Source organism: Streptomyces sp. NPDC059534 (genome assembly GCF_042743475.1).
GTDB lineage: Bacteria > Actinomycetota > Actinomycetes > Streptomycetales > Streptomycetaceae > Streptomyces.
This window is the reverse complement of sequence record NZ_JBHWAQ010000033.1, coordinates 41,681-60,540: the sequence shown is the minus strand read 5'-3', so window position 1 is coordinate 60,540 and position 18,860 is coordinate 41,681. Positions and strand designations below refer to the sequence as shown.

General features: G+C 72.6%; 15 protein-coding genes and 1 pseudogene. 9 read left to right on the top strand and 7 right to left on the bottom strand.

Features of this window, described 5'->3' with window-relative positions; translation table 11 throughout:
* Positions 1-94 precede the first annotated feature (94 nt).
* Positions 95-1,270: an ROK family protein gene (locus tag ACFVZH_RS31235; RefSeq protein ID WP_384902561.1), complete on the bottom strand. Its 1,176-nt coding sequence runs from the start codon at positions 1,268-1,270 to the stop codon at positions 95-97.
* A gap of 56 nt (positions 1,271-1,326) precedes the next feature.
* On the opposite strand from ACFVZH_RS31235, the pseudogene ACFVZH_RS31230 reads away from it, so the two are divergent.
* Positions 1,327-2,413 (top strand): annotated as a pseudogene (locus tag ACFVZH_RS31230) (Gfo/Idh/MocA family oxidoreductase).
* A complete protein-coding gene (locus ACFVZH_RS31225; protein ID WP_384902559.1) occupies positions 2,410-2,904 on the top strand; it encodes a heme-degrading domain-containing protein in 495 nt (164 codons plus the stop codon). The pseudogene ACFVZH_RS31230 and the gene ACFVZH_RS31225 overlap by 4 nt, the downstream one beginning before the upstream one ends.
* On the opposite strand, the gene ACFVZH_RS31220 is transcribed toward ACFVZH_RS31225, so the two are convergent.
* The 5 genes from ACFVZH_RS31220 to ACFVZH_RS31200 all read right to left on the bottom strand — a co-directional run bounded on the left by ACFVZH_RS31220 (position 2,876) and on the right by ACFVZH_RS31200 (position 7,319).
* Entirely contained in the window at positions 2,876-4,465 is a 1,590-nt protein-coding gene (locus ACFVZH_RS31220) for a choice-of-anchor A family protein (protein ID WP_384902557.1), read from the bottom strand. The two genes, ACFVZH_RS31225 and ACFVZH_RS31220, sit on opposite strands and share 29 nt — an antisense overlap.
* Before the next feature lie 76 nt (positions 4,466-4,541).
* Positions 4,542-5,399 (bottom strand): fumarylacetoacetate hydrolase family protein, encoded by an 858-nt coding sequence (locus ACFVZH_RS31215; RefSeq protein WP_384902555.1) that lies wholly within the window; start codon positions 5,397-5,399, stop codon positions 4,542-4,544.
* A 136-nt stretch (positions 5,400-5,535) separates the two neighbouring features.
* Positions 5,536-6,255, bottom strand: a complete 720-nt coding sequence (locus ACFVZH_RS31210; protein WP_384902553.1) for a YidC/Oxa1 family membrane protein insertase — start codon at positions 6,253-6,255, stop codon at positions 5,536-5,538.
* 108 nt (positions 6,256-6,363) lie between these two features.
* Positions 6,364-6,660, bottom strand: coding sequence for a DUF6412 domain-containing protein (locus tag ACFVZH_RS31205; RefSeq protein ID WP_384902551.1), 297 nt, complete (start codon positions 6,658-6,660; stop codon positions 6,364-6,366).
* Between the two features lie 95 nt (positions 6,661-6,755).
* On the bottom strand, positions 6,756-7,319 hold the full coding sequence (locus ACFVZH_RS31200) for a winged helix-turn-helix transcriptional regulator (RefSeq protein ID WP_384902549.1): 564 nt from the start codon (positions 7,317-7,319) through the stop codon (positions 6,756-6,758).
* Positions 7,320-7,408: 89 nt separating this feature from the next.
* On the opposite strand from ACFVZH_RS31200, the gene ACFVZH_RS31195 reads away from it, so the two are divergent.
* Complete coding sequence (locus ACFVZH_RS31195; protein ID WP_384902547.1) at positions 7,409-8,941, top strand: MFS transporter; 1,533 nt, start codon at positions 7,409-7,411, stop codon at positions 8,939-8,941.
* 183 nt (positions 8,942-9,124) lie between these two features.
* Here ACFVZH_RS31195 and ACFVZH_RS31190 read toward each other — a convergent pair whose 3' ends face one another.
* Positions 9,125-9,940: a class E sortase gene (locus ACFVZH_RS31190; RefSeq protein WP_384902545.1), complete on the bottom strand. Its 816-nt coding sequence runs from the start codon at positions 9,938-9,940 to the stop codon at positions 9,125-9,127.
* Positions 9,941-10,003: 63 nt separating this feature from the next.
* On the opposite strand from ACFVZH_RS31190, the gene ACFVZH_RS31185 reads away from it, so the two are divergent.
* The 6 genes from ACFVZH_RS31185 (at position 10,004) to ACFVZH_RS31160 (ending at position 18,854) form a co-directional block, all read left to right on the top strand.
* Positions 10,004-11,008, top strand: a complete 1,005-nt coding sequence (locus ACFVZH_RS31185; protein ID WP_384902543.1) for a hypothetical protein — start codon at positions 10,004-10,006, stop codon at positions 11,006-11,008.
* Between the two features lie 124 nt (positions 11,009-11,132).
* Entirely contained in the window at positions 11,133-12,680 is a 1,548-nt protein-coding gene (locus ACFVZH_RS31180; protein WP_384902541.1) for an ATP-binding protein, read from the top strand.
* Positions 12,673-13,656 (top strand): PD-(D/E)XK motif protein, encoded by a 984-nt coding sequence (locus ACFVZH_RS31175; RefSeq protein WP_384902539.1) that lies wholly within the window; start codon positions 12,673-12,675, stop codon positions 13,654-13,656. The genes ACFVZH_RS31180 and ACFVZH_RS31175 overlap by 8 nt, the downstream gene beginning before the upstream one ends.
* A 49-nt stretch (positions 13,657-13,705) precedes the next feature.
* Positions 13,706-16,705 (top strand): Z1 domain-containing protein, encoded by a 3,000-nt coding sequence (locus tag ACFVZH_RS31170; protein WP_384902537.1) that lies wholly within the window; start codon positions 13,706-13,708, stop codon positions 16,703-16,705.
* A 14-nt stretch (positions 16,706-16,719) separates the two neighbouring features.
* On the top strand, positions 16,720-17,703 hold the full coding sequence (locus ACFVZH_RS31165) for a DNA cytosine methyltransferase (RefSeq protein WP_384902535.1): 984 nt from the start codon (positions 16,720-16,722) through the stop codon (positions 17,701-17,703).
* Positions 17,704-17,846: 143 nt separating this feature from the next.
* Positions 17,847-18,854, top strand: coding sequence for a DNA cytosine methyltransferase (locus ACFVZH_RS31160; protein ID WP_384902533.1), 1,008 nt, complete (start codon positions 17,847-17,849; stop codon positions 18,852-18,854).
* The last annotated feature ends 6 nt before the right edge of the window (positions 18,855-18,860 follow it).

Here is an 18,860-nt window from a genome sequence, read left to right as displayed (position 1 = left end):
CGGGTCGGCCGCGACGCTGCCACGCCGGAGCGGGCGGACAGGGCAGCGACACCGCGCGCGCCCCCGGACGGCCCGAGCCTTCCGCCCGATCAGCCTATTGTCCGAAGATCGGACCGAGAATGAGCCACGCCGCGCCCTCGGCCACCGCGTCCGGCCCGGTACCGGCGACCGCCACCGGAGCCGTCAGGCCGAGCCCGGCCAGGACCTCGCGGACCCCGCCCTCGAACACCTCCGGTGCGGCGAGCACCACCCGCCCGCCCAGGAGGACCTGGTCGATGTCGAGGAGCCGCACGAGGTTGGCGGCGCCCGCGCCGAGGATCCGCGCGGCCCCGGCGAGCTCGCCGCGCGCCACCTCCGCCAGACACAGCACCTCCAGGCAGCCGCGCCCGCCGCAGCCGCACGCGGGCCCGTCGAGCTGGACGGTCTGGTGGCCCAGCTCGCCCGCCCCGGTCCGGTCCCCCCGCAGCGGCGCGCCCCCGAGGACGAGGCCGGCTCCCAGACCCGTACCGAGGTGGACGTACGCGAAGGAACCCGGGGCGCCGGGGCGCACGGCGAGTCCGAGGGCGGCGGCGTTGGTGTCCTTGTCGAGGACGACGGGCAGGCCGAGACGGCGGACCAGCTCGTCCCGTACGGGACGGCCCTCCCACTCCGGGAACCCCGTCACCCGGCCGGGCACCCCGGCCCGGTGGTCCAGCGGCCCGGGCATGGCGACGCCGACGCCGAGAAGGGCGGGGGGCCCGAGCGGGCCGCCCGCCGCGCCTGCGCCTGCGCCCGCCGCTGCGTCTGCCCCTGCGCCTGCCGCTGCGTCTGCCGCTGATCCCGCTTCCGCTTCCGCTTCCGCTTCCGCCAGCAGTGCCCGTACCTCGTCCGTGACCGCGCCGAGGACCGGTTCCGCCCCCGCCCCCAGGTCGAGGGCGCGGCGGCGCAGGGAGACGACGGTGCCGGCGAGGTCGGTGAGGAGGGTGGTGAGTTCGTCGCGGTCGAGGTGGACGCCGACGGCGTACGCGGCGGAGGGGACCAGACGCAGGACCGTACGGGGCTTGCCGCCGGTCGAGGCGCGGTGCCCGGCCTCGGCGGCGAGGCCGTCGGCCCGGAGGCGGGCGGTGATCTTGCTGACGGCCTGGGGGGTGAGCCCGGTCCGTTCCGCCAGCTCCAGGCGGCTGATGCCCGTCTCCCCCGCCGTGCGCAGCAGGTCGAGCACGAGCGCCGCGTTGTGGCTGCGCAGCGCCGGCACGTTCACGCCGCCCTGGTCCCTCGGATCCCTCTTCACGCTCCCATTGTGGCGGGCGCTTGCACTTTGGCAACAGCGTTGCTTAAGTGAGGTGCATGACTGGCACCGCCCCCCGTACCCCGCTCCGCGTCGGACTCGTCGGCTACGGCCTCGCGGGTTCCGTCTTCCACGCCCCGCTGATCGCCGCCTCCGAGGACCTCGTCCTCGCCGCCGTCACCACCTCCGACCCGGAGCGGGCCGCCGAGGCCCGCGCCGCCCACCCCGGCGTCCGGGTCGCGGCCGACCCCGGCGAACTGTGGGAGCGCGGGGCGGACGACCTCGACCTGATCGTCGTCGCCTCCCCCAACAAGACGCACGTGGCGGTCGCCACGGCCGCCCTCGAAGCCGGCCTCCCCGTCGTCGTCGACAAGCCGCTCGCCGGCACCGCCGCCGAGGCGCGCGCTGGCCGCCCTCGCCGAGGAGCGGGGCCTGCTGCTCTCGGTCTTCCAGAACCGCCGCTGGGACAACGACTTCCTGACCCTGCGCCGCCTCCTCGACGAGGACGCGCTCGGCGAGGTCCAGCGCTTCGAGTCCCGCTTCGAGCGGTGGCGCCCGCGCCCCAAGGGCGGCTGGCGCGAGTCCGGTGCGCCCGAGGAGATCGGCGGGCTGCTCTACGACCTCGGCAGCCACGTCGTCGACCAGGCACTCGTCCTGTTCGGCCCGGTGGCCTCGGTGTACGCCGAGTCGGACGTGCGCCGCCCCGGCGCCGAGACCGACGACGACACCTTCCTCGCGCTCACCCACGCGAACGGGGTCCGCTCCCACCTGTACGTCAGCGCCACCACCGCCCAGCTCGGCCCCCGGTTCCGGGTGCTCGGGCAGCGCGCCGGCTTCGTGAAGTACGGCCTCGACCCCCAGGAGGTCGCCCTCCGCGAGGGCCTGCGGCCCGTGCCCGGCACGGTCTGGGGCGTCGAGCCGGCCGAGCTGTCGGGCCGGCTCGGCGCCGGGGAGTCCCCGCTCACCGGCGGCGGCACCCCGGTGGAGTCGGTGCCCGGCGACTACCCGGCGTACTACGCGGCCGTCGCCGCCGCCGTGCGCGGCACCGGCCCGAACCCGGTCACCGCGCACGAGGCCGCCGCGGCCCTCGACGTCCTGGAGGCGGCGAAGCGGTCCGCCCGCGAGGGCGTCACGGTGACCCTGTGAGCGCGCCCGCGAGCACCTCCGAGGTCGCCGCCGTCGAAGCCCAGGAGGCCCGCCTGGTCCTCCCCCGCTTCTCGTACGAGGACGCCTGGACGCTCGGCACCCTGCTCGTCGGTCTGGCGAGGGAGCGCCGCGCCCCCGTCGCGATCGACATCCGGCGGGGCGCGCAGCAGCTGTTCCACTGCGCGCTGCCGGGGTCGAGCGCGGACAACGACGCCTGGATCGACCGGAAGCGGCGGGTCGTCGAGCGGTACGGCGCCAGCTCCTTCCTGGTCGGCGCGCGCTTCCGCGCGAAGGGGACCACGTTCGAGGCGTCCTCGCGCCTCGACCCCGACCGGTACGCCGCCCATGGCGGTTCGTTCCCGGTCGCGGTCGAGGGCGCGGGCGTGATCGGCTCGGTCACCGTCTCGGGGCTGCCGCAGGCCGAGGACCACGCCCTGGTCGTCGAGGCACTGGAGCGACTGCTCAGCTCGTACGCCGCCGGCGACGGCTGACGAACACCAGGGCGCCGCCGCCCAGGGCGAGGGCGGCCGCGGTGGCGCCCATGGCGATCTTCCCGGTGCCGGCACCGGTGCCGGGCAGCTCGCCGTTCGGGCCGTGCTGGCCGCCGGAGTCGCCGCCGCCCGTGTCACCGCCGCCACCCGTGTCACCGCCGCCGTCGGTCGCACCGCCGTCCGTCCATCCGCCGCCCGTCGTCCCGCCGTCCGTCTTGCCGCCGCTGGTGGTGGGGTCGGTGGGGGTGGGGGTCGGGGTGGGAGTCGGATCCGTCGGGGTCGGCGTGGGGTCGGTCGGGGTCGGGTCCGTCGGGGTGGGGGTCGGATCGGTCGGCGTCGGCGTGGGGTCCGTGGGGGTGGGGGTCGGGTCCGTCGGCGTCGGGTCCGTGGGGGTCGGGTCCGTGGGGGTCGGCGTCGGGGTCGGGGTGGGATCCGTGCAGGACGGCAGGTCCCCGTCGAACGGGTAGGCGTGGATCTCCTGGCCCCCGCCGCCGTCGGCCGCCGAGGAGTGGGTCAGGCTGCCGGTGGTGAAGAACCGGCCGTTCATGCCCGGCATGGTCACCGTCGCCGTACTGGCCTGATTACCGATCAGCACGCTGCCGGCGAACTGGGCCGTGCCCTCGAACCTCACCGCCGTCGCGTCCGGGAAGTTCCAGAGCACGCGGTCGCGCAGCCCGTCCGGCAGCCCGGCGATGGAGGAGTCGATCGTGCGGTCGGCGCCGAGGACGTTGACGAGGACGGTCGCGCCCGCCGGGATGCCGGCGAAGGTGATGCCCTGCTGACCGCCGCTCGCCGACTCCAGGTCGAAGTCGACGTTGAAGACCTGGAGCGCGGCGCTGCCGTCGCCGGTGAAGACGGTCTCGGAGCCGTTGTTGACGGCGGTCCCGGTGGGGGTGCGGGAGGCCCCGTTCACGTAGGCGTAGCACTGGCTGGCGTCGGTGAGCCGGTCGCGCAGGGCGGAGTACGGGGCGGCGGCCGCCGCGTCCCGCACCGCGGTGGGGTTCACGGTGCCGGAGAGCGCGCCCCCGTACCGTACGACGCCGTGGACCGTGCCCTCCTCGGCGAGCAGGCGCTGCTCGGCGGCGACCGTCAGGTCCTCGCCGACGGTCAGGAAGTCGGTGCCGTCGTCGGGCGGGACGCGCGAACCGGCGCCGGCGACGCCCACGTTGTAGACGCCGGAGACGCCCGCCTTCTTCTTCTGGTCGAAGCCGCCGAGGACGACGACCTTGCCCTCGGCCTCGGCGGCCGCCTCGCGGACCAGGAAGTCGCCGCCGACGAAGATGTTGATGTTGTTGTCGCGGTAGACGACGGGCCCGCTGCCGGTCCCGGGGTATCCCGAGGGCGGGCAGTTGCCCGGCTTGCAGGGGCCGAGGCCACCCGGCAGCGGATCGGCGTGACCGGTGACGGCCAGCGCGCCGACCAGGGCCGTGGCCCCGATCGTCGAGGCGGCGATGAGGGCGAGACGGCGCCGGTCGCGCCGCCGTTCCCGGTCCCGGTCACCGCCCCCGCCGGTCTCCCCGTCACCTCGGCCAGTGCCACTTTCCTGTGAAATACGTTCCATATCAGGCAATATGCAAAAAGGGTAAGCAGATGGCGACGCCCCACGCGGGGCGCCGCCGATTTCATCTCAAGTACCGTCAGGCGCTCTTGAGCTCCTGCCGCTGCCGGCCGAGCCCGTCCACCTCCAGTTCGACGACGTCGCCGGGACGCAGGTACGGCTTGGGCTCCGGCTGCCCCATGGCGACGCCGGCGGGCGTGCCGGTGTTGATGACGTCGCCCGGGTAGAGGGTCATGAACCGGCTGACGTACCGCACGACCTCCGCGACCGGGAAGATCTGGTCGGAGGTGTGACCGTCCTGCCTCAACTCGCCGTTGACCCAGAGCCGCAGGCCGAGCGCCTGCGGGTCCGGCACCTCGTCGGCGGTGACCAACCAGGGCCCGAGCGGGTTGAAGGTCTCGCAGTTCTTGCCCTTGTCCCAGGTGCCGCCGCGCTCGATCTGGAACTCGCGCTCGGAGACGTCGTGGGCGACCGCGTAGCCGGCGACGTGCGCGAGGGCCTCCTCGTCGGTCTCCAGGTAGCGGGCGGTGCGGCCGATGACGATGGCGAGCTCCACCTCCCAGTCGGTCTTCACCGAGCCGCGCGGTACGAGCACGGTGTCGTCCGGGCCGACGACCGTGTCGGCGGCCTTGAGGAAGACGACGGGCTCGCCGGGGGTGGCCTGGCCGGTCTCGGCCGCGTGGCCGTGGTAGTTCAGCCCGATGCACACGACCTTGCCGATCCGGCCGACCGGCGGGCCGACACGGAGCCCGGTGGCGTCGAGCGCGGGCAGCACGCCGGCGCCCGCCGCGGCCCGGACGCGGTCGAGCGTCGCGGCGTCGGCGAGCAGAGTGCCGTCGACGTCGTCGACGAGGGCCGACAGGTCGCGGAGCGTTCCGTCCTGGTCGAGCAGGGCGGGACGCTCGGCTCCCGGCGGGCCGACACGCAGCAGCTTCATGGTCTTCTCCCGGTGGTCGAGGTGGGCCCGGGCGGGCCCTGCGGTACCCCGGCCGATGGAGTGCGGCCATCGGAGGATTGGTCGATCCTCCAAGAGAACGGGTCAGTCTGCAAGACCCCGTTCACGCACTGGACCCTTACGCGCGAGTAGCAAGCGCCTCGGGGACCTCTTCCGTACGGAACAGCAGGGCCCGCTCGACGGCGGTCCAGGTGGTGCTGGTGACGACGTAGAGGGCGGCGGCGAGCGGGACCACGGCGACCGTGATCAGGGTGAAGAAGGAGAGCAGCGGCATCACCTTGGCGATCGCGCCCGCGCCCGGCGCGGGCTGCCCGAGGTCGAGCGGCTGGGCGGCCAGCTGACGCTTGGTGCGCCGGTAGGTGAACGTGGCCACGGCGGCGACCAGTGCGAACAGCACCAGGTAGACCTGCCCGGCCGGGCCGAAGGCCCCGCCGTGGGCGAGGGCGTCCGCCCAGTGGTCGCCGAGCGGCGCGGCGAAGAGGGTGTGACCGGCCATCCGGTCGCCCGAGAACAGGTGGTACATCAGCAGGAACGCGGGCGCCTGGAGCAGGCTGGGCAGGATGCCGGCGAACGGCGAGACCTTCTCCCGCGCGTGCAGCTCCGTCATCGCCTTCCTCAGGCGCTCCGGGTCCTTGGCGTGCTTCTTGCGGAGCGCCGCCAGCTCCGGCGCGATCCGGGTGCGGGCCTTCTGGCCGCGGGCCGAGGCCCGGGAGAGCGGATGGATCGCGAGCCGTACGAGCGCGGTGAAGAGCACGATCGCGGCGGCCGTGGCGGTGGTGGCGAAGAGCGGCTGGAGCAGGTCGGCGAGCCGCTCGACCAGCGTGGCGAAAACGGACAAGGGGAGCCCTCCGTGGGGTCTCGTCGTGCCGGGGGAAACCGGAAGGAATTCGGGTCTCGGCATGACGGATCCGCGGGAGGGCGCGTCCGGTGTGGTGTGCGGGCTCTCCTACGCGGCCGTCGGGAGGCGACGGCCGGGAGCTCGGGGTCTTCTGCGGCCGGCGGCGTCGGGATCGCGCTGCGGCAGGAAGGCGGTGCGCCGCTCGCGGTCGCGGATGGCGGTCCGCACGGCCGTGGGCGGCGCGGCCGGGGCCGTACGCGCCCCGATCAGCGCGCAGACGACGGTGGTCGCGGCGAGGGCGACGGCGGCGGAGACGCTCGCGCCGTCGGAGAGGAGCAGGTCGGCGAGGGCGAGGAGGAAGAAGAGCGGCGCGAGGACCCGCAGGACCAGCTCCCTGGCCGTCATCCCCACCACCCCCTCGTCACACCCGTCGCGCCGATCGCGCACGTCTCACCGGACGCGCCGATCGCGCGCGCCGGAGCGCGCTCGGTCCGCGCGTCTCACCGTGAGGACGCGCGGGGGCCCGCCGGAGTTCCCGCGCCGGGAGTTTCCAGCGGTACGAGGAGGCGGCGGGGCCCGAGGAGGGCGCGGCTCACCGGGTCGCCCGGGTCCGGGTCGAGCGCGGCGCCGGGCCGCATCTCGACGTCGGCGGGCGGCACGGGACGGCGGCAGGCGGGGCATTCCCCGTACGCGCCGAGTTCGGTGCCGCACTCGGCGTGGTGGAAGTGGCGCACCGGCAGGGCCCCGGGCACCTCGGCCCGGCCCCAGGCGCCGAGCGAGCGCAGGACGGGCCAGAGGGCGAGGCCCCGCTCGGTGAGCACGTACTCGTCGCGCGGGGGCGACTCCCGGTAGCGCCGGCGGTCGAGGACGCCGGCCTCGACGAGGGCCTGGAGCCGGGCGGCGAGGACGGCGCGGGGGGCGCCGAGGTGGACGAGGAAGTCGTTGTAGCGGCGGACGCCGTAGAAGGCGTCGCGGACGACGAGGAGGGTCCATCGCTCCCCGACGACTTCGAGGGCGCGGGCGATGGAGCACTGCTGGTGGGCGTAGTCCTTGCCGAGAGCCATGGGCCCATCGTACGCGGTGCAGGTTCATTGAACGAACCTTGCTGGTGCCGTGAGTTCATTCACCGAACCGACGGGTGGAGGTTCCTGCCATGCCCCAGCTCGCCGCCACGGCCCTCCCCGGGGCGCCGCCCACCCCCGCGACCCGCCCCGGGGCCGTCCTCGCCGTCACCGCCGCGGCCACCGCCGTCGCGCTGATGAACTACACGGCCCCGATGCTCACCCTCCCCGCCATGGCCGCCGCCTTCCGCACCCCGCCCTCGGCCCAGGCATGGCTGCTCAACGGCACCCCGCTCGGCCTCGCCGTCCTCCTCCTCGTGGCCGGCAGCCTCGCCGACACCCACGGACGCCGCCGCGTCTTCCTCCTCGGCACCCTCGCCCTCGGCCTCACCACCGCCCTCGGCGCCCTCGCCGGCTCCACCCTCACCTTCACCCTCGCCCGCACCGCCCAGGGCGCGGCGAGCGCCGCCGTCCTCGCCGGCAGCCTCGGCCTCCTCGCCCACGCCTACCCGGCCGGCCGCGACCGGATCAGGGCCACCGGCATCTGGGGCGCCGCCGTCAGCGGCGGCATCGCCCTCGGCCCCCTCCTGGCCGGCGCCCTGAGCCTGCTGGACTGGCGGCTCGCGTACACCGCGCTGGGAGCGGCGGCCCTGGCGATCGCGGCGGCGGGAAGCCGCACGCTCCCCGCGAAGCCGACGAAGGCCGAGCAGCCTCAGCCGCAGACGAGGCCGGAGAGGCAGACGGGGCCGGTCGGGCCGGAGAGGCCGGAAGAACCTCAGGGGTCCGAGCTGTCGACGGGACCGGAAGAACCTCAGGGGTCCGAGCTGTCGACGAAGCCGGAGAAGCCCGAGGAACCCGAGAAGCCGGAGTCCGCGCCCCGGCCCGACCTCCCGGGGGCCGTCACGCTCGGCCTCGCCCTCGCGGCGCTGCTCACCGCGCTCACGCTCGGCCGGGACGGCTGGCTCCGGCCCCCGGTGGGCCTGCTCCTGCTCGCCTCCGCCGCCCTGACGGCGGCCTTCGCGGCGGTCGAGCACCGGAGCCGTACGCCCATGATCGACCTGGCGCTGCTGCGGCGGCCCGCCTTCCTCGCGTCGACGCTCGGCGCGCTCTTCACCGGGCTCGCCGTCATCGGCCTGTTCAGCGTGGTGCCCGCACTGCTCCAGGGCGGGGCCGGGATGTCGCCGCTGGGCGCCGCCTGGCTGTTCGTCCTCTGGTCGGGCACCGCGTTCGTGGTGGCGCTCCAGGCGCGCCGCCTCGCGGGCCGCCTCTCCGCCCCGTACCAACTGGCCCTGGGCTTCGCCCTCTCCGCGGCGGGCGTCCTGGCCCTGCTCGGCGGCCTCGACGGCCCCTGGCCGCGCCTCCTGCCCGGCCTCCTCGTGGCCGGCGCGGGCAGCGGCCTCCTGAACGCGGCGCTCCCCCGCCTCGCCGTCGACTCCGTACCGCCCGCACGCGCGGCGATGGGCTCGGGCGCCAACAACACGGCCCGCTACATCGGTTCCTCCGCCGGCGTGGCCCTGACCCTCGCCCTCGCGACGGCGGGCCCGGACACGGCGCTGCTGGCCTCGGCGGCCCTGGCCCTCACGGGCGCGGTGCTCACGCTCGCCCTCGGACGCCGCCGCCGGTGATCCCGCGCGGGCACACCCGGCCCCTGCCGGGCACGACCGCCGCGTCCGTGAACTCCACCCGTGCGAGGACGTCCTCGTCGGCGCGGTCGTGCCCGGCGACACGGCGGCACGGCGGCACGGCGGCACGGCGGCACGGCGGCACGTACGGAACGAGGAGCCACCCCGGCCACGGCCCGCGTCCGGTCACCCGGCCGAGACGAGCCTCGCCCACACCACGAGCCGGTAGGCGCTGCTGAACTCCGGCGTGCACGTCGTCAGGGTGAGATAGGCCCCGGCGGCCGAGTACCCGTACGACGGCTTCACGACCGACCGCGGCACGGGCCGGATCACCCCGACGTCACGCGGAGCCGTCCGCGGCAGCACCTGATCGACGCGGTAGACGTACGTACGCGCCCGCGTGCGCACGTAGATCCGGTCCCCCTCCCGCAGCCGGTCGATGTACCGGAACGGCTCACCGTGCGTGTTCCGATGCCCGGCGAGAGCGAAGTTCCCGACGCCGCCCGGGCCCGCGGTCCCCGGATACTGCCCGACATACCCCTTGTCGAGGACGGACCGCTTCGACACCCCGTGGGCGACGGGCGCGCTGAGTCCGAGCCGGGGGATACGGAGAACGGCGAACGCGGCGGACGCCGTCCCGGCCGACGAGCCCCCGGACGGCGGCTCCCGCTCCGGCTCCCCCACCGGCGCCCCGGTCCCGACGGGCTCGGTGGGACCGGCGGGCGGCGCGGACACCACGGGCTCCCCCGCCCCCTCGGCATCCACCGGGGGAGAGATGCCCCACTCCGCCCCCCACTCCCGCTCCAGGACACTCACCTGCTCACGGGCCTCCGCGCGGGCCAGCCGGTTGGTCCACCAGAGCTGATGGACGACGAGAAGCAGGACGACGACCCCGCAGGTGACGACGGTCTCGGCACCGATCCACAGCACACGCGCGCCCGTACGCCGCCGCCCCCGCCCCTGGACGACGACCGGCACCCGCTCCCGCACCCTGGCCCGCACGCGGGGCACGATAAGCGCTGAGGCGCCAACTCTCCAGGCCCGTACAGCAGTACGGTGGAGAGCATGCGCCCCGACACTCCTGCCTCCCACACCACCGAAGCCGAGCGCCTCCTGCGCACGGCAGCGCAGTACCCCGGAGACCGGGAACCCCTGTACCTCCAGGCCGCGGCCCACCGGGAACTCGCAGGAGACCGCCCGGGCGCCACCGCCCTCTACGACGAGCTCCTCGCCTCCTCCCCCGCCGACCCCCACCTGATCAGGGCGCTGAAGGCGGCCAACCTGTGGGAGTACGGCCACGAGGCCGAGGCCCGCGCCATCATCGACGGCCTCCGGCGCGCCAAGCCGTCCGACGCGGCCGCCTGGGAGACCGCCGCGGAGACACTGGAGGCCCACGACGAACTCGAGGCGGCCGAGTCCACCCTCACGGAAGCGGCCGAACTCCTCGTCACCTCCGCGGAACTCCCCCACGCGACCCAGTCACTCCTGACCACCCGCCACCGGGTCCGCCGCATGCTCGCCCTCCCCCACGACGACTGGGACACCTTCGCCGACCAGCTCCACACCGGCGCCGTCCCCCTCGACGAACTGCACGACCCCAAGCGCCTCTGGTCCCTCGGCTCCTCCGACCCCGCCGAGCTCCAGGCCGAGATCACCCGCCTCCGCTCCGAACTCGGCACCTACCGCACCGCCCTCTCCCGCCCCTTCCCCGTCGCCGTCCTCCACTGGCCCGAACCCGAACTCGACGAGCTCCTCGCCGCCTACCCCGAGCTCGAAGCCGAGTACCCCACCTACCGCGCCCACCTCACCGACATCGAAGCCTCCCTCCGCGAACTCGCCCAGGCCGGCACCCCCAACCTCGGCATCGTCCGCGCCACCGTCCCCTCCTACGAAGCCTTCGCCGCCTCCGAATCCACCCGCCCCTCGAACGCGGACCTCCTGCCGCAGTACGCCACCACCCTCGCCGCCCGAGGACGCGCGACGACATGGCCCCCGGCCCAGGCGGCCACATGCTGGTGCGGACGGGAAGCCACGTACGGGGAGTGCCACGGGGGCTCGGTCGCCACGTGAGGCGGGACGGGCCGTCCTCCCGTCGCGAGTTCGCATCCCGGTCCTGGGATCACCCATATCGATGTCGGTGCCGTCCATTAGGGTCGTGCTTGATCCGATGTAGCACGCACATTCCAGGGCGAACATGACGACTGACTGGCAGTTCGAGGTACCCACCACCGGCAGCAAGCACCTGCCCCCGGACGCGCGCTACATGGAAGCGCTCAGCAGTCAGGGCTACGGCTTCGAGGCGGCGGTCGCGGACCTGGTGGACAACTCCATCGACGCCGGCGCCAAGGACGTCGTGATCCACTTCCTGCGGGACGGGGACAGGCTCGTCAGTCTGCTCGTCGTCGACGACGGCCAGGGCATGGACGAGGAGGGTCTGGACGTCGCGATGACCGTCGGCGGGCGCCGTGACTACGCTCCTCAGGCCCTCGGGATGTTCGGCACCGGACTGAAATCCGCCTCGCTCAGTCACGCGGGCGCCGTCACCGTCGTCAGCAAGGTACGACGGACCCGGGCGGCGGCACCGGCCGGACGCCGTTGGACGATGGAGCGGGCGGTGACCGGGTACCAGTGCGACATCGTCGCGCCGGACTACGCACAGCAGCTCATCGACCGCTACTACGACTGTCCGATCGTCTGGCAGGGCACGATCGTCCGCTGGGACGAGGTCAAGGACTTCCCGCAGACCGGCGGCGGTGGCCAGACCGATCGCTACCTCCATCGCACGATCAACAAACTGGGGCTCCACCTCGGGCTGTATCTGCACCGGTTCCTGGCGCGGGACGACTTCAACATCACCATCGCCGTCGAGGACGTCTCCACCGGCGTCGAGTACATGAACTTCGGCGTCCAGCCGCTCGACCCGTTCGCCTACCCGGTCAGCGGGCACCCCGACTACGCCCGGGACTTCGTCGTCTCCGTCCCTTCCGCCGGACCTGTCACACTCTCGGCGCACATCTGGCCGCCGAAGATGAACAACGACGAGTTCAAGGCCGTGGGGACGGTCATCGACCGGCAGGGTTTCTACTTCTATCGGCACGACCGCCTGGTCCAGGCCGGTGGCTGGAACAACTTCCGTCAGCCCGAACAGCACCTCGCCCTCGCACGAGTCGCCGTCGACCTCCCCGACGACTCCATCGCCTCGGACGTGTTCCGCCTCACCGTGAAGAAGGACGGCGTCTCCACGACTCCGGAGTTCGTGATGGCCCTGGAGTCCGCGACGGATGCCGACGGTCACGCGTTCTCCGCGTACGTCGCGGACGCGGACGCGACGTACAGGGAGGCGCGCAAGCGGACCGGCACGACCCGCAAGCCGGTGATCCCCGCGGGCAAGGGCTTCGAATCGTCGGTGCGGGAGGCCATAGAGGACGAGTTGCCGGTCATCCCCGGCGAGGAACCGATCTCCGTCCGCTGGCAGAAGATCGACAACGGCACGTTCTTCGAGATCGACCGGGAGAACCGGACGATCATTCTCAACCATCACTATCGCGCCGCGATCCTCGGCGGTCGGCGTGGCGGCCTCAACGACGCCCCGACGCTGAAGTCGCTCATGTACCTGCTGCTCCACAGCATCTTCGAGAAGGAGTACAGCGGCAGTCGCGAAAAGGACAACCTGCAGTTGTGGCAGTCCGTGCTCGTCGCGGCTGCCCGCGCCGAACTGAATCGAGTGGCGGACGATGACTGACCCCACGACGGGCCCGGCCCTCGCCTGGTCGACCGTCGAGCACTACCTGGGAGAGGGTCTCGGCACGAGCTACCGCCTCTCCACCGGCGACGGGCACCCGGTCGTCTCGTACGAGGTGGGACACGGCGGCCATGACATCGCCCTGTTCGTCGAGCTCGGCCGGAACCAGCAGCCGCCCCGCTCCCCGCTGCCCGCCGTCCTCATCGACCAGGTGGCCGTGGGCCGGGGCGTCCGCATGGCCCGCATCCGGACCACCCAGGTGGAGTTGATGCGCGAGTTCCACGATCTGTTGCTCGCGGTCGCCGACCGTATCGTCACGAAGAACCGTTCACTCGACCGTGCCTTCGCCGAGACCGTGGACGGTTGGAGCTCCCTGCTCGGCCGGCCGCGCGCCATGGGGTTGGAGCAGCGGATAGGGCTTCTGGGCGAGCTCTCGATACTGACCCGGCTCGCCGAGACGTACAGCTGGGCAGCGGCCGTCGAGGCATGGACCGGCCCGTACGGCGAGGAACACGACTTCGCCCTGGTGGACTTCGACATCGAGGTGAAGACCACGGCGTCGGAACGGCGACGCCACATGATCCATGGAATCGGGCAGCTGCAGGCCGCTCCCGGCCGGCCGCTGTGGTTCGCGTCGCTCCGGCTCACCCGCGGCGGCACCGGCGGCCGCACGCTCGCCGAGTCGGTCGCGGCCGTGCGCGGCTCCGTGGCGGAGCAGGCCCCGGCAGCGCTCGCGCGTCTGGACTCCGCGTTGGAGCGGTCCGGCTGGTCGGTCGAGCGCGCGGACGACGAGCGCTGGACACCACGTGACGAGGCCCTGGTCCTGGCGGCCGACGCCGTGCCACGTCTCGAACCGGCGCTGCTCGCCGCGGCCGCACTCGAGCGGATCTCCGCCGTCCACTACGAAACCGACGTCACCGGGCTCACCCCCACCGCAGACGCGCCGGTGAACCTGTCCGGTCTTCGCCTCCCGTAATCCCCCCGTGCTCCCCGCCCGCACCGTCCCGACAGCCGAGGAACCACCGATGACGAGCCCCGACAGCGCCGCCGACATCCGTCTCGACCTGCACCACCGCGCACTCGGCGACATGAGCTCGGGCAAGCCGAAGCGACTGGTCCGCGCCCTGGAGTACCAGGCCGAGGACCTGCAGGCGGGAGCCTTCGAGTACACCACCGAGGCGGACTTCCTGTCCGTGCTCCGCACGGCGGCCGCCACCGACCGGCTGGTGGAGACATGGCGCAAGCAGCTCACTCGCTGGGACTACAACGAGAAGGTGGCGTGGTCGTCCCACCTTCCCCGTACGGACGAGCGGCGGGCCGACGTGTACACGCTGCTCGGCCTCGGTGACGAGACCGGCAAGCTGCTCGATGCCCTCGTCCCCGTGTCCAAGGCCGCCGGAGCGGTCGTCATCAGCACCGAGCACAAGATCTGGTACACGCCTCAGTCGCTCCAGGGTCGCCCCTGGTACTGGCCCGCGTATCGCAAGCTGCTGGTGGACAAGGGATGGCCCGAGGACATCGTCGCCGGGCTCGACGAGGCGTCCGACCGCGTCGTGGAGCGACTGGCCGACCCGACGGCGGCCGAGGCGTACCAGTCGAAGGGGCTGGTGGTCGGCTACGTCCAATCCGGCAAGACCGCCAACTTCGCCGGTGTCATCGCCAAGGCGATCGACGCCGGCTACCGACTCGTGATCGTCCTGGGCGGCACGCTCAACATGCTGCGCGCGCAGACCCAACGCCGCCTGGACATGGAGCTGGTGGGCCGCGAGAACATCCTGCGCGGCGGGAACGAGTACGAGTCCGACTACGCCGACGACCCCGCCTGGAGCCAGGGCAAGTTCGCCGCCTTCGGAGCGATGCCCTCATCGCTCGGCGCCTTCGACATCCACCGGATGACGACCCGCGACGTCGACTACCAGAGCCTCCAGATGGGGATCGCCGCCCTCGAAGCCGACAAGCAGGAACCCGGCCTCCCCCTGTACGACCCGCGCAACCTGCACCGGGCGGCGGCCCGCCTGATGGTCGTCAAGAAGAACAAGAGGGTCCTGGAAAAGCTGGTCAAGGACCTGCGGAAGATCCAGACGCCCCTCGCCGAGATCCCGGTCCTGATCGTGGACGACGAGTCCGACGAGGCATCGGTGAACACGACCGACCTGGCCAAGCCGAACGCCGAGCGGACCGCGATCAACCAGAAGATCTCGGAACTGCTGCGGATGCTGCCGCGCGCCCAGTACGTGGGCTACACGGCGACGCCCTTCGCGAACGTCTTCATCGACCCCAGCGACACCGAGGACATCTTCCCGAAGGACTTCATCATCTCCCTGCCGCGTCCGGACGGATACATGGGCGCCCGTGACTTCCACGACCTCGACTCGGATCTGACCGACGAGGAGCGGACGTTCGTGAACTCCAACGAGAGGGCGCACGTCCGCTCCATCGTGGTGGAGGGAGGCGACGAGGGCGACGAGGACGACGCCTGCCTCGAAGGCGCCATGGACATGTTCGTGCTGACCGCGGCGATGAAGTTGTACCGCGAGGACAAGGGCGGTCTCGGCGATCGCTACTTCCAGCACCACACCATGCTGATCCACGAGTCCGTTCGGCAGGACGACCATCGAGAGCTGCTCGGTCGCGTCACCCGGCTGTGGTGGAACGCCGGCTACCTCGGCCCCGCCGGCCGCGAGCGGCTGCGCCACCTCTTCGACACGGACATCGCCCCCGTCTCCGCCGTGCGCGCCGACGGTCAGGCCGTGCCGTCCTCGTTCGAGGAGCTCGCGCCGTTCATCGGTCCCGCCGCAATCCGGATCGGCGGTGACGACAAGCCGATCATCGTGGTCAACGGCGACAAGGACATCGAGACCGGCGAGGCCGACTTCGACAAGCGGTCGATCTGGAAGATCCTCATCGGCGGACAGAAGCTGGCCCGCGGGTTCACCGTGGAAGGCTTGACCGTCTCGTACTTCCGGCGTCGGGCCGGAAACGCCTCCACCCTCATGCAGATGGGCCGTTGGTTCGGCTTCCGCGAGGGATACCGGGACCTGGTCCGTCTCTACCTGGGACGCCAGGAGACCATGGGGAAGAAGGAGATCGACCTGTACGAAGGCTTCGAGGCGATCTGCCGGGACGAAGAGGCGTTCCGGGCGGAGCTGGCCCAGTACTCGGTGACCGTCGACGGCCGTCCGCAGGTCACCCCGGACAGGGTGCCACCCCTCGTATGGCAGCACATCCCGTGGCTCAAGCCGACGAGCCCGAACAAGATGTACAACTCCCGCCTGGTCACCGTCCGCTCTCCCGGTGAGTGGCAGGAACCCACGGCCTACCCGACGAGGGCCGTCGACCTCCGCCACAACACCGGCCTGTGGACGCCCGTCCTGGACTCCTTGTCGGCGGAGCCGGCACAGCTCTCGTACCACCTGCGCGAGAAGGACGTCACCCATCGTTTCTCCGCGCTCACGGGCCGGATCGGCTCCGCGGAGCTGCTCGCCCTGGTGTCAGGAGTGCGGTGGGGCGCCCCTTCGCAGTTCGCCCCGCACCTGGACTATCTGCGGGAGATCACCGCGGGCGGCACCGCCCAGGTGGACGACTGGATCGTGCTCGCTCCGCAGCACGCCCAGCCGGGCAAGCGGATCCGGCTGGCGGCCGATGGGCGTCCTTACTCCTACTTCGCCCGTGACCGTCGCCGTGCCCCGCTCTTCGGCGCCATCAGCGATGTCAAGCACCGTGCGGCGGCCCTGCGCATCGCGGGCTCGCTCACCGATGCCGGCGACGCGGGCGTCGAGAGCCTGGTCGCCCCGCGCCGCGGCGTGATCGTCCTGTACCCGATCGTCGAGCCCGAGCACCGAGCCACCCTCGTGGAGGGCGTTTCGCTCGATCCGAGCCGGGTCGTGATGGCCTTCGGCTTCGTCGCACCGGCCTCGGCCCGCAGCGACGACGGTCGTGTGTTGCGCTTCACGACCGTCGACTCCTCTCAGGAGGGGGTCGCCATCATCGACACGGCCTCCGGAGCGGCTGCGGGACTCGGATGAGGACGGGGAACGGGATGGCCACCACGACGGCCCGCCTGCGGAGCGTCGGCGTCTGCGCCGGCGCCGGAGGTCTCGCCCTCGGGTTGGAGCAGGCGGGTTTCGATCCTGTGCTCCTTCTCGACAACAGGACCGTGGCCTGTGACACGCTCCGTGCGAACAGGCCCGCCTGGGACGTCCTCGATCTCGACCTCCTCGATTTCGATCCCGTCGAGCATCAGCAGACCTACGACGTGGACCTGCTCGCGGCCGGGCTCCCCCGCGTCAAGGCCACCGCCTCCGTGCACCGTCCCGAAAGGGACGACGAACTGGAGGCGCTGAAGGCCACGATCATGCTCATGCACGGCGTCCGGCCACGCGCCTTGTTGATCGAGAACGTCCCCGATCTCGTGACCAAGGCGGCGTACGGCCCTATCCGGGAGTACATCACCGAGGAACTCGTCCACCTCGGCTACGACATTCATTGGTTCGTGCTCAACGCCGCCGATTTCGGAGTGGCGCAAGATCGCAAAGAGGGGGTCGTCGTCGCTTTCAGGGATGGACGTCTGGACTCCTTCACTCCTCCCATGGCCTCCGTCACACGACATCGGACGGTCGGGGAGGTGCTGGGCTCCTCGATGGCGGCCCGCGGCTGGCCCCAGGCCGCCTCGTGGGCCGCTCAGGCCGATCGCCCGGCCCCGACACTGGTCGGAGGTTCCTGGAATCGCGGCGGTGCGGACCTGGGACCGACGGGCAGCAAGCGTGCCTGGGCACGCATGGGCGTCGACGGTGGCACGGTGGCCGACGACGTGCCGGGGCCGGATTTCGACTGGGATCCGTCGCTCGGACGCCCGGGGATGATGCCCCTCACCGTGCCCCAGGCCGCCGCCCTGCAGGGCTTTCCACCGGAATGGCACTTCGCGGGCCGCAAGACCGCGCGGTACCGGCAGGTGGGCCACGCCACTCCTCCACCGGTCGGGCGGGCGCTCGGCGAGGCGATCGGAACGGCTCTGGAATGCTGACTTCGATGTACGGAACGCATCACCTCCGGCCGATCGGGGGCGACGCCCGACAGCCGAGCCGCTCGGTCGGCCACGCCGGGTAACCTGTAGCGCTGCGGGGTCCCCGGTCCCCTTGACGAACACACCATCCCCTGGAGACCACCGTGCCACGCCCCGAGATTGTCGACTTGTTCGCCGGGCCCGGCGGGCTCGACGTGGCGGCACGCGACCTCGGCTACGAGGTGACGGGAATCGAGTTCGATCAGGACGCGTGCGACACCCGGGCCGAGGCCGGCCTCCTCACCCTGCAGGGCGACGTACGGGATTTCGGCCCTCACAAGTTCCCGAACGCGACCGTGCTGGCGGGCGGACCCCCGTGCCAGACGTTCACCGTGGCCGGCACCGGAGCGGGTCGTCGTGCCCTGGACGAGGTGATCGGATTCGTCCGGGGGATGGCGCGCGGCGAGGACGTCCGTTCCAAGCTCGCCGTACTCGACGACGACCGTACCGGCCTGGTCCTGGAACCGCTGCGCTGGGCCCTGGAAGCGCTCCGTGACGGGCGGCCCTACGAGGCGATCGTGCTGGAGCAGGTGCCCGCGGTCCTTCCCGTCTGGGAGGAGTACGCGAAGGTGCTGTCCGCGAACGGATACTGGGTGGCCAAGCCGAAGGTGCTGCACACGGAGCAGTTCGGCGTCCCTCAGACCCGCCGCCGCGCGATCCTCGTGGCCCGGCTCAACCGCATCGCGGAGCTGCCGGAGCCCACTCACCGTCTGTACCGCAAGGGTGTTCCCCAGGATCAGGGCGATCCCGACCTGAAGCCGTGGGTCTCCATGGCCGAGGTCCTCGATCGACCGACGCCCTTCGAGGTCGTCTCGAACTACGGGACCGGGGGCGACCCCAGGAGCCGCGGGCGTCGAACCTCCGGCGAACCCGCGTTCACGGTCACCGGCAAGGTCTCGCGCAACCGGGTCGTCGCGACCGACGGCCGAGAGCTTCCGCGCTTCTCGGCGCACGAGGCGGGCGTGCTGCAGACGTTCCCTCGCGACTACCCGTGGTCCGGCAGGGCGATCGCCCAGCAGGTCGGCAACGCCATTCCGCCGCTGCTGGGCAAGGCGGTCCTGACGGCGGCCCTCGGCACCGCGAAGGAATACGCGAGCGATCCCGAGGGCTGAGCAGGC

Coding starts and splice junctions, on each gene's coding strand:
- ACFVZH_RS31205 (WP_384902551.1), bottom strand. CDS start 6,660: ATGACGGCCAGGGAGCTGGTCCTGCGGGTCCTCGCGCCGCTCTTCTTC.
- ACFVZH_RS31175 (WP_384902539.1), top strand. CDS start 12,673: ATGACTGACCCCACGACGGGCCCGGCCCTCGCCTGGTCGACCGTCGAG.
- ACFVZH_RS31215 (WP_384902555.1), bottom strand. CDS start 5,399: ATGAAGCTGCTGCGTGTCGGCCCGCCGGGAGCCGAGCGTCCCGCCCTG.
- ACFVZH_RS31165 (WP_384902535.1), top strand. CDS start 16,720: ATGGCCACCACGACGGCCCGCCTGCGGAGCGTCGGCGTCTGCGCCGGC.
- ACFVZH_RS31220 (WP_384902557.1), bottom strand. CDS start 4,465: ATGGAACGTATTTCACAGGAAAGTGGCACTGGCCGAGGTGACGGGGAG.
- ACFVZH_RS31170 (WP_384902537.1), top strand. CDS start 13,706: ATGACGAGCCCCGACAGCGCCGCCGACATCCGTCTCGACCTGCACCAC.
- ACFVZH_RS31195 (WP_384902547.1), top strand. CDS start 7,409: ATGCCCCAGCTCGCCGCCACGGCCCTCCCCGGGGCGCCGCCCACCCCC.
- ACFVZH_RS31180 (WP_384902541.1), top strand. CDS start 11,133: ATGACGACTGACTGGCAGTTCGAGGTACCCACCACCGGCAGCAAGCAC.
- ACFVZH_RS31185 (WP_384902543.1), top strand. CDS start 10,004: ATGCGCCCCGACACTCCTGCCTCCCACACCACCGAAGCCGAGCGCCTC.
- ACFVZH_RS31200 (WP_384902549.1), bottom strand. CDS start 7,319: ATGGCTCTCGGCAAGGACTACGCCCACCAGCAGTGCTCCATCGCCCGC.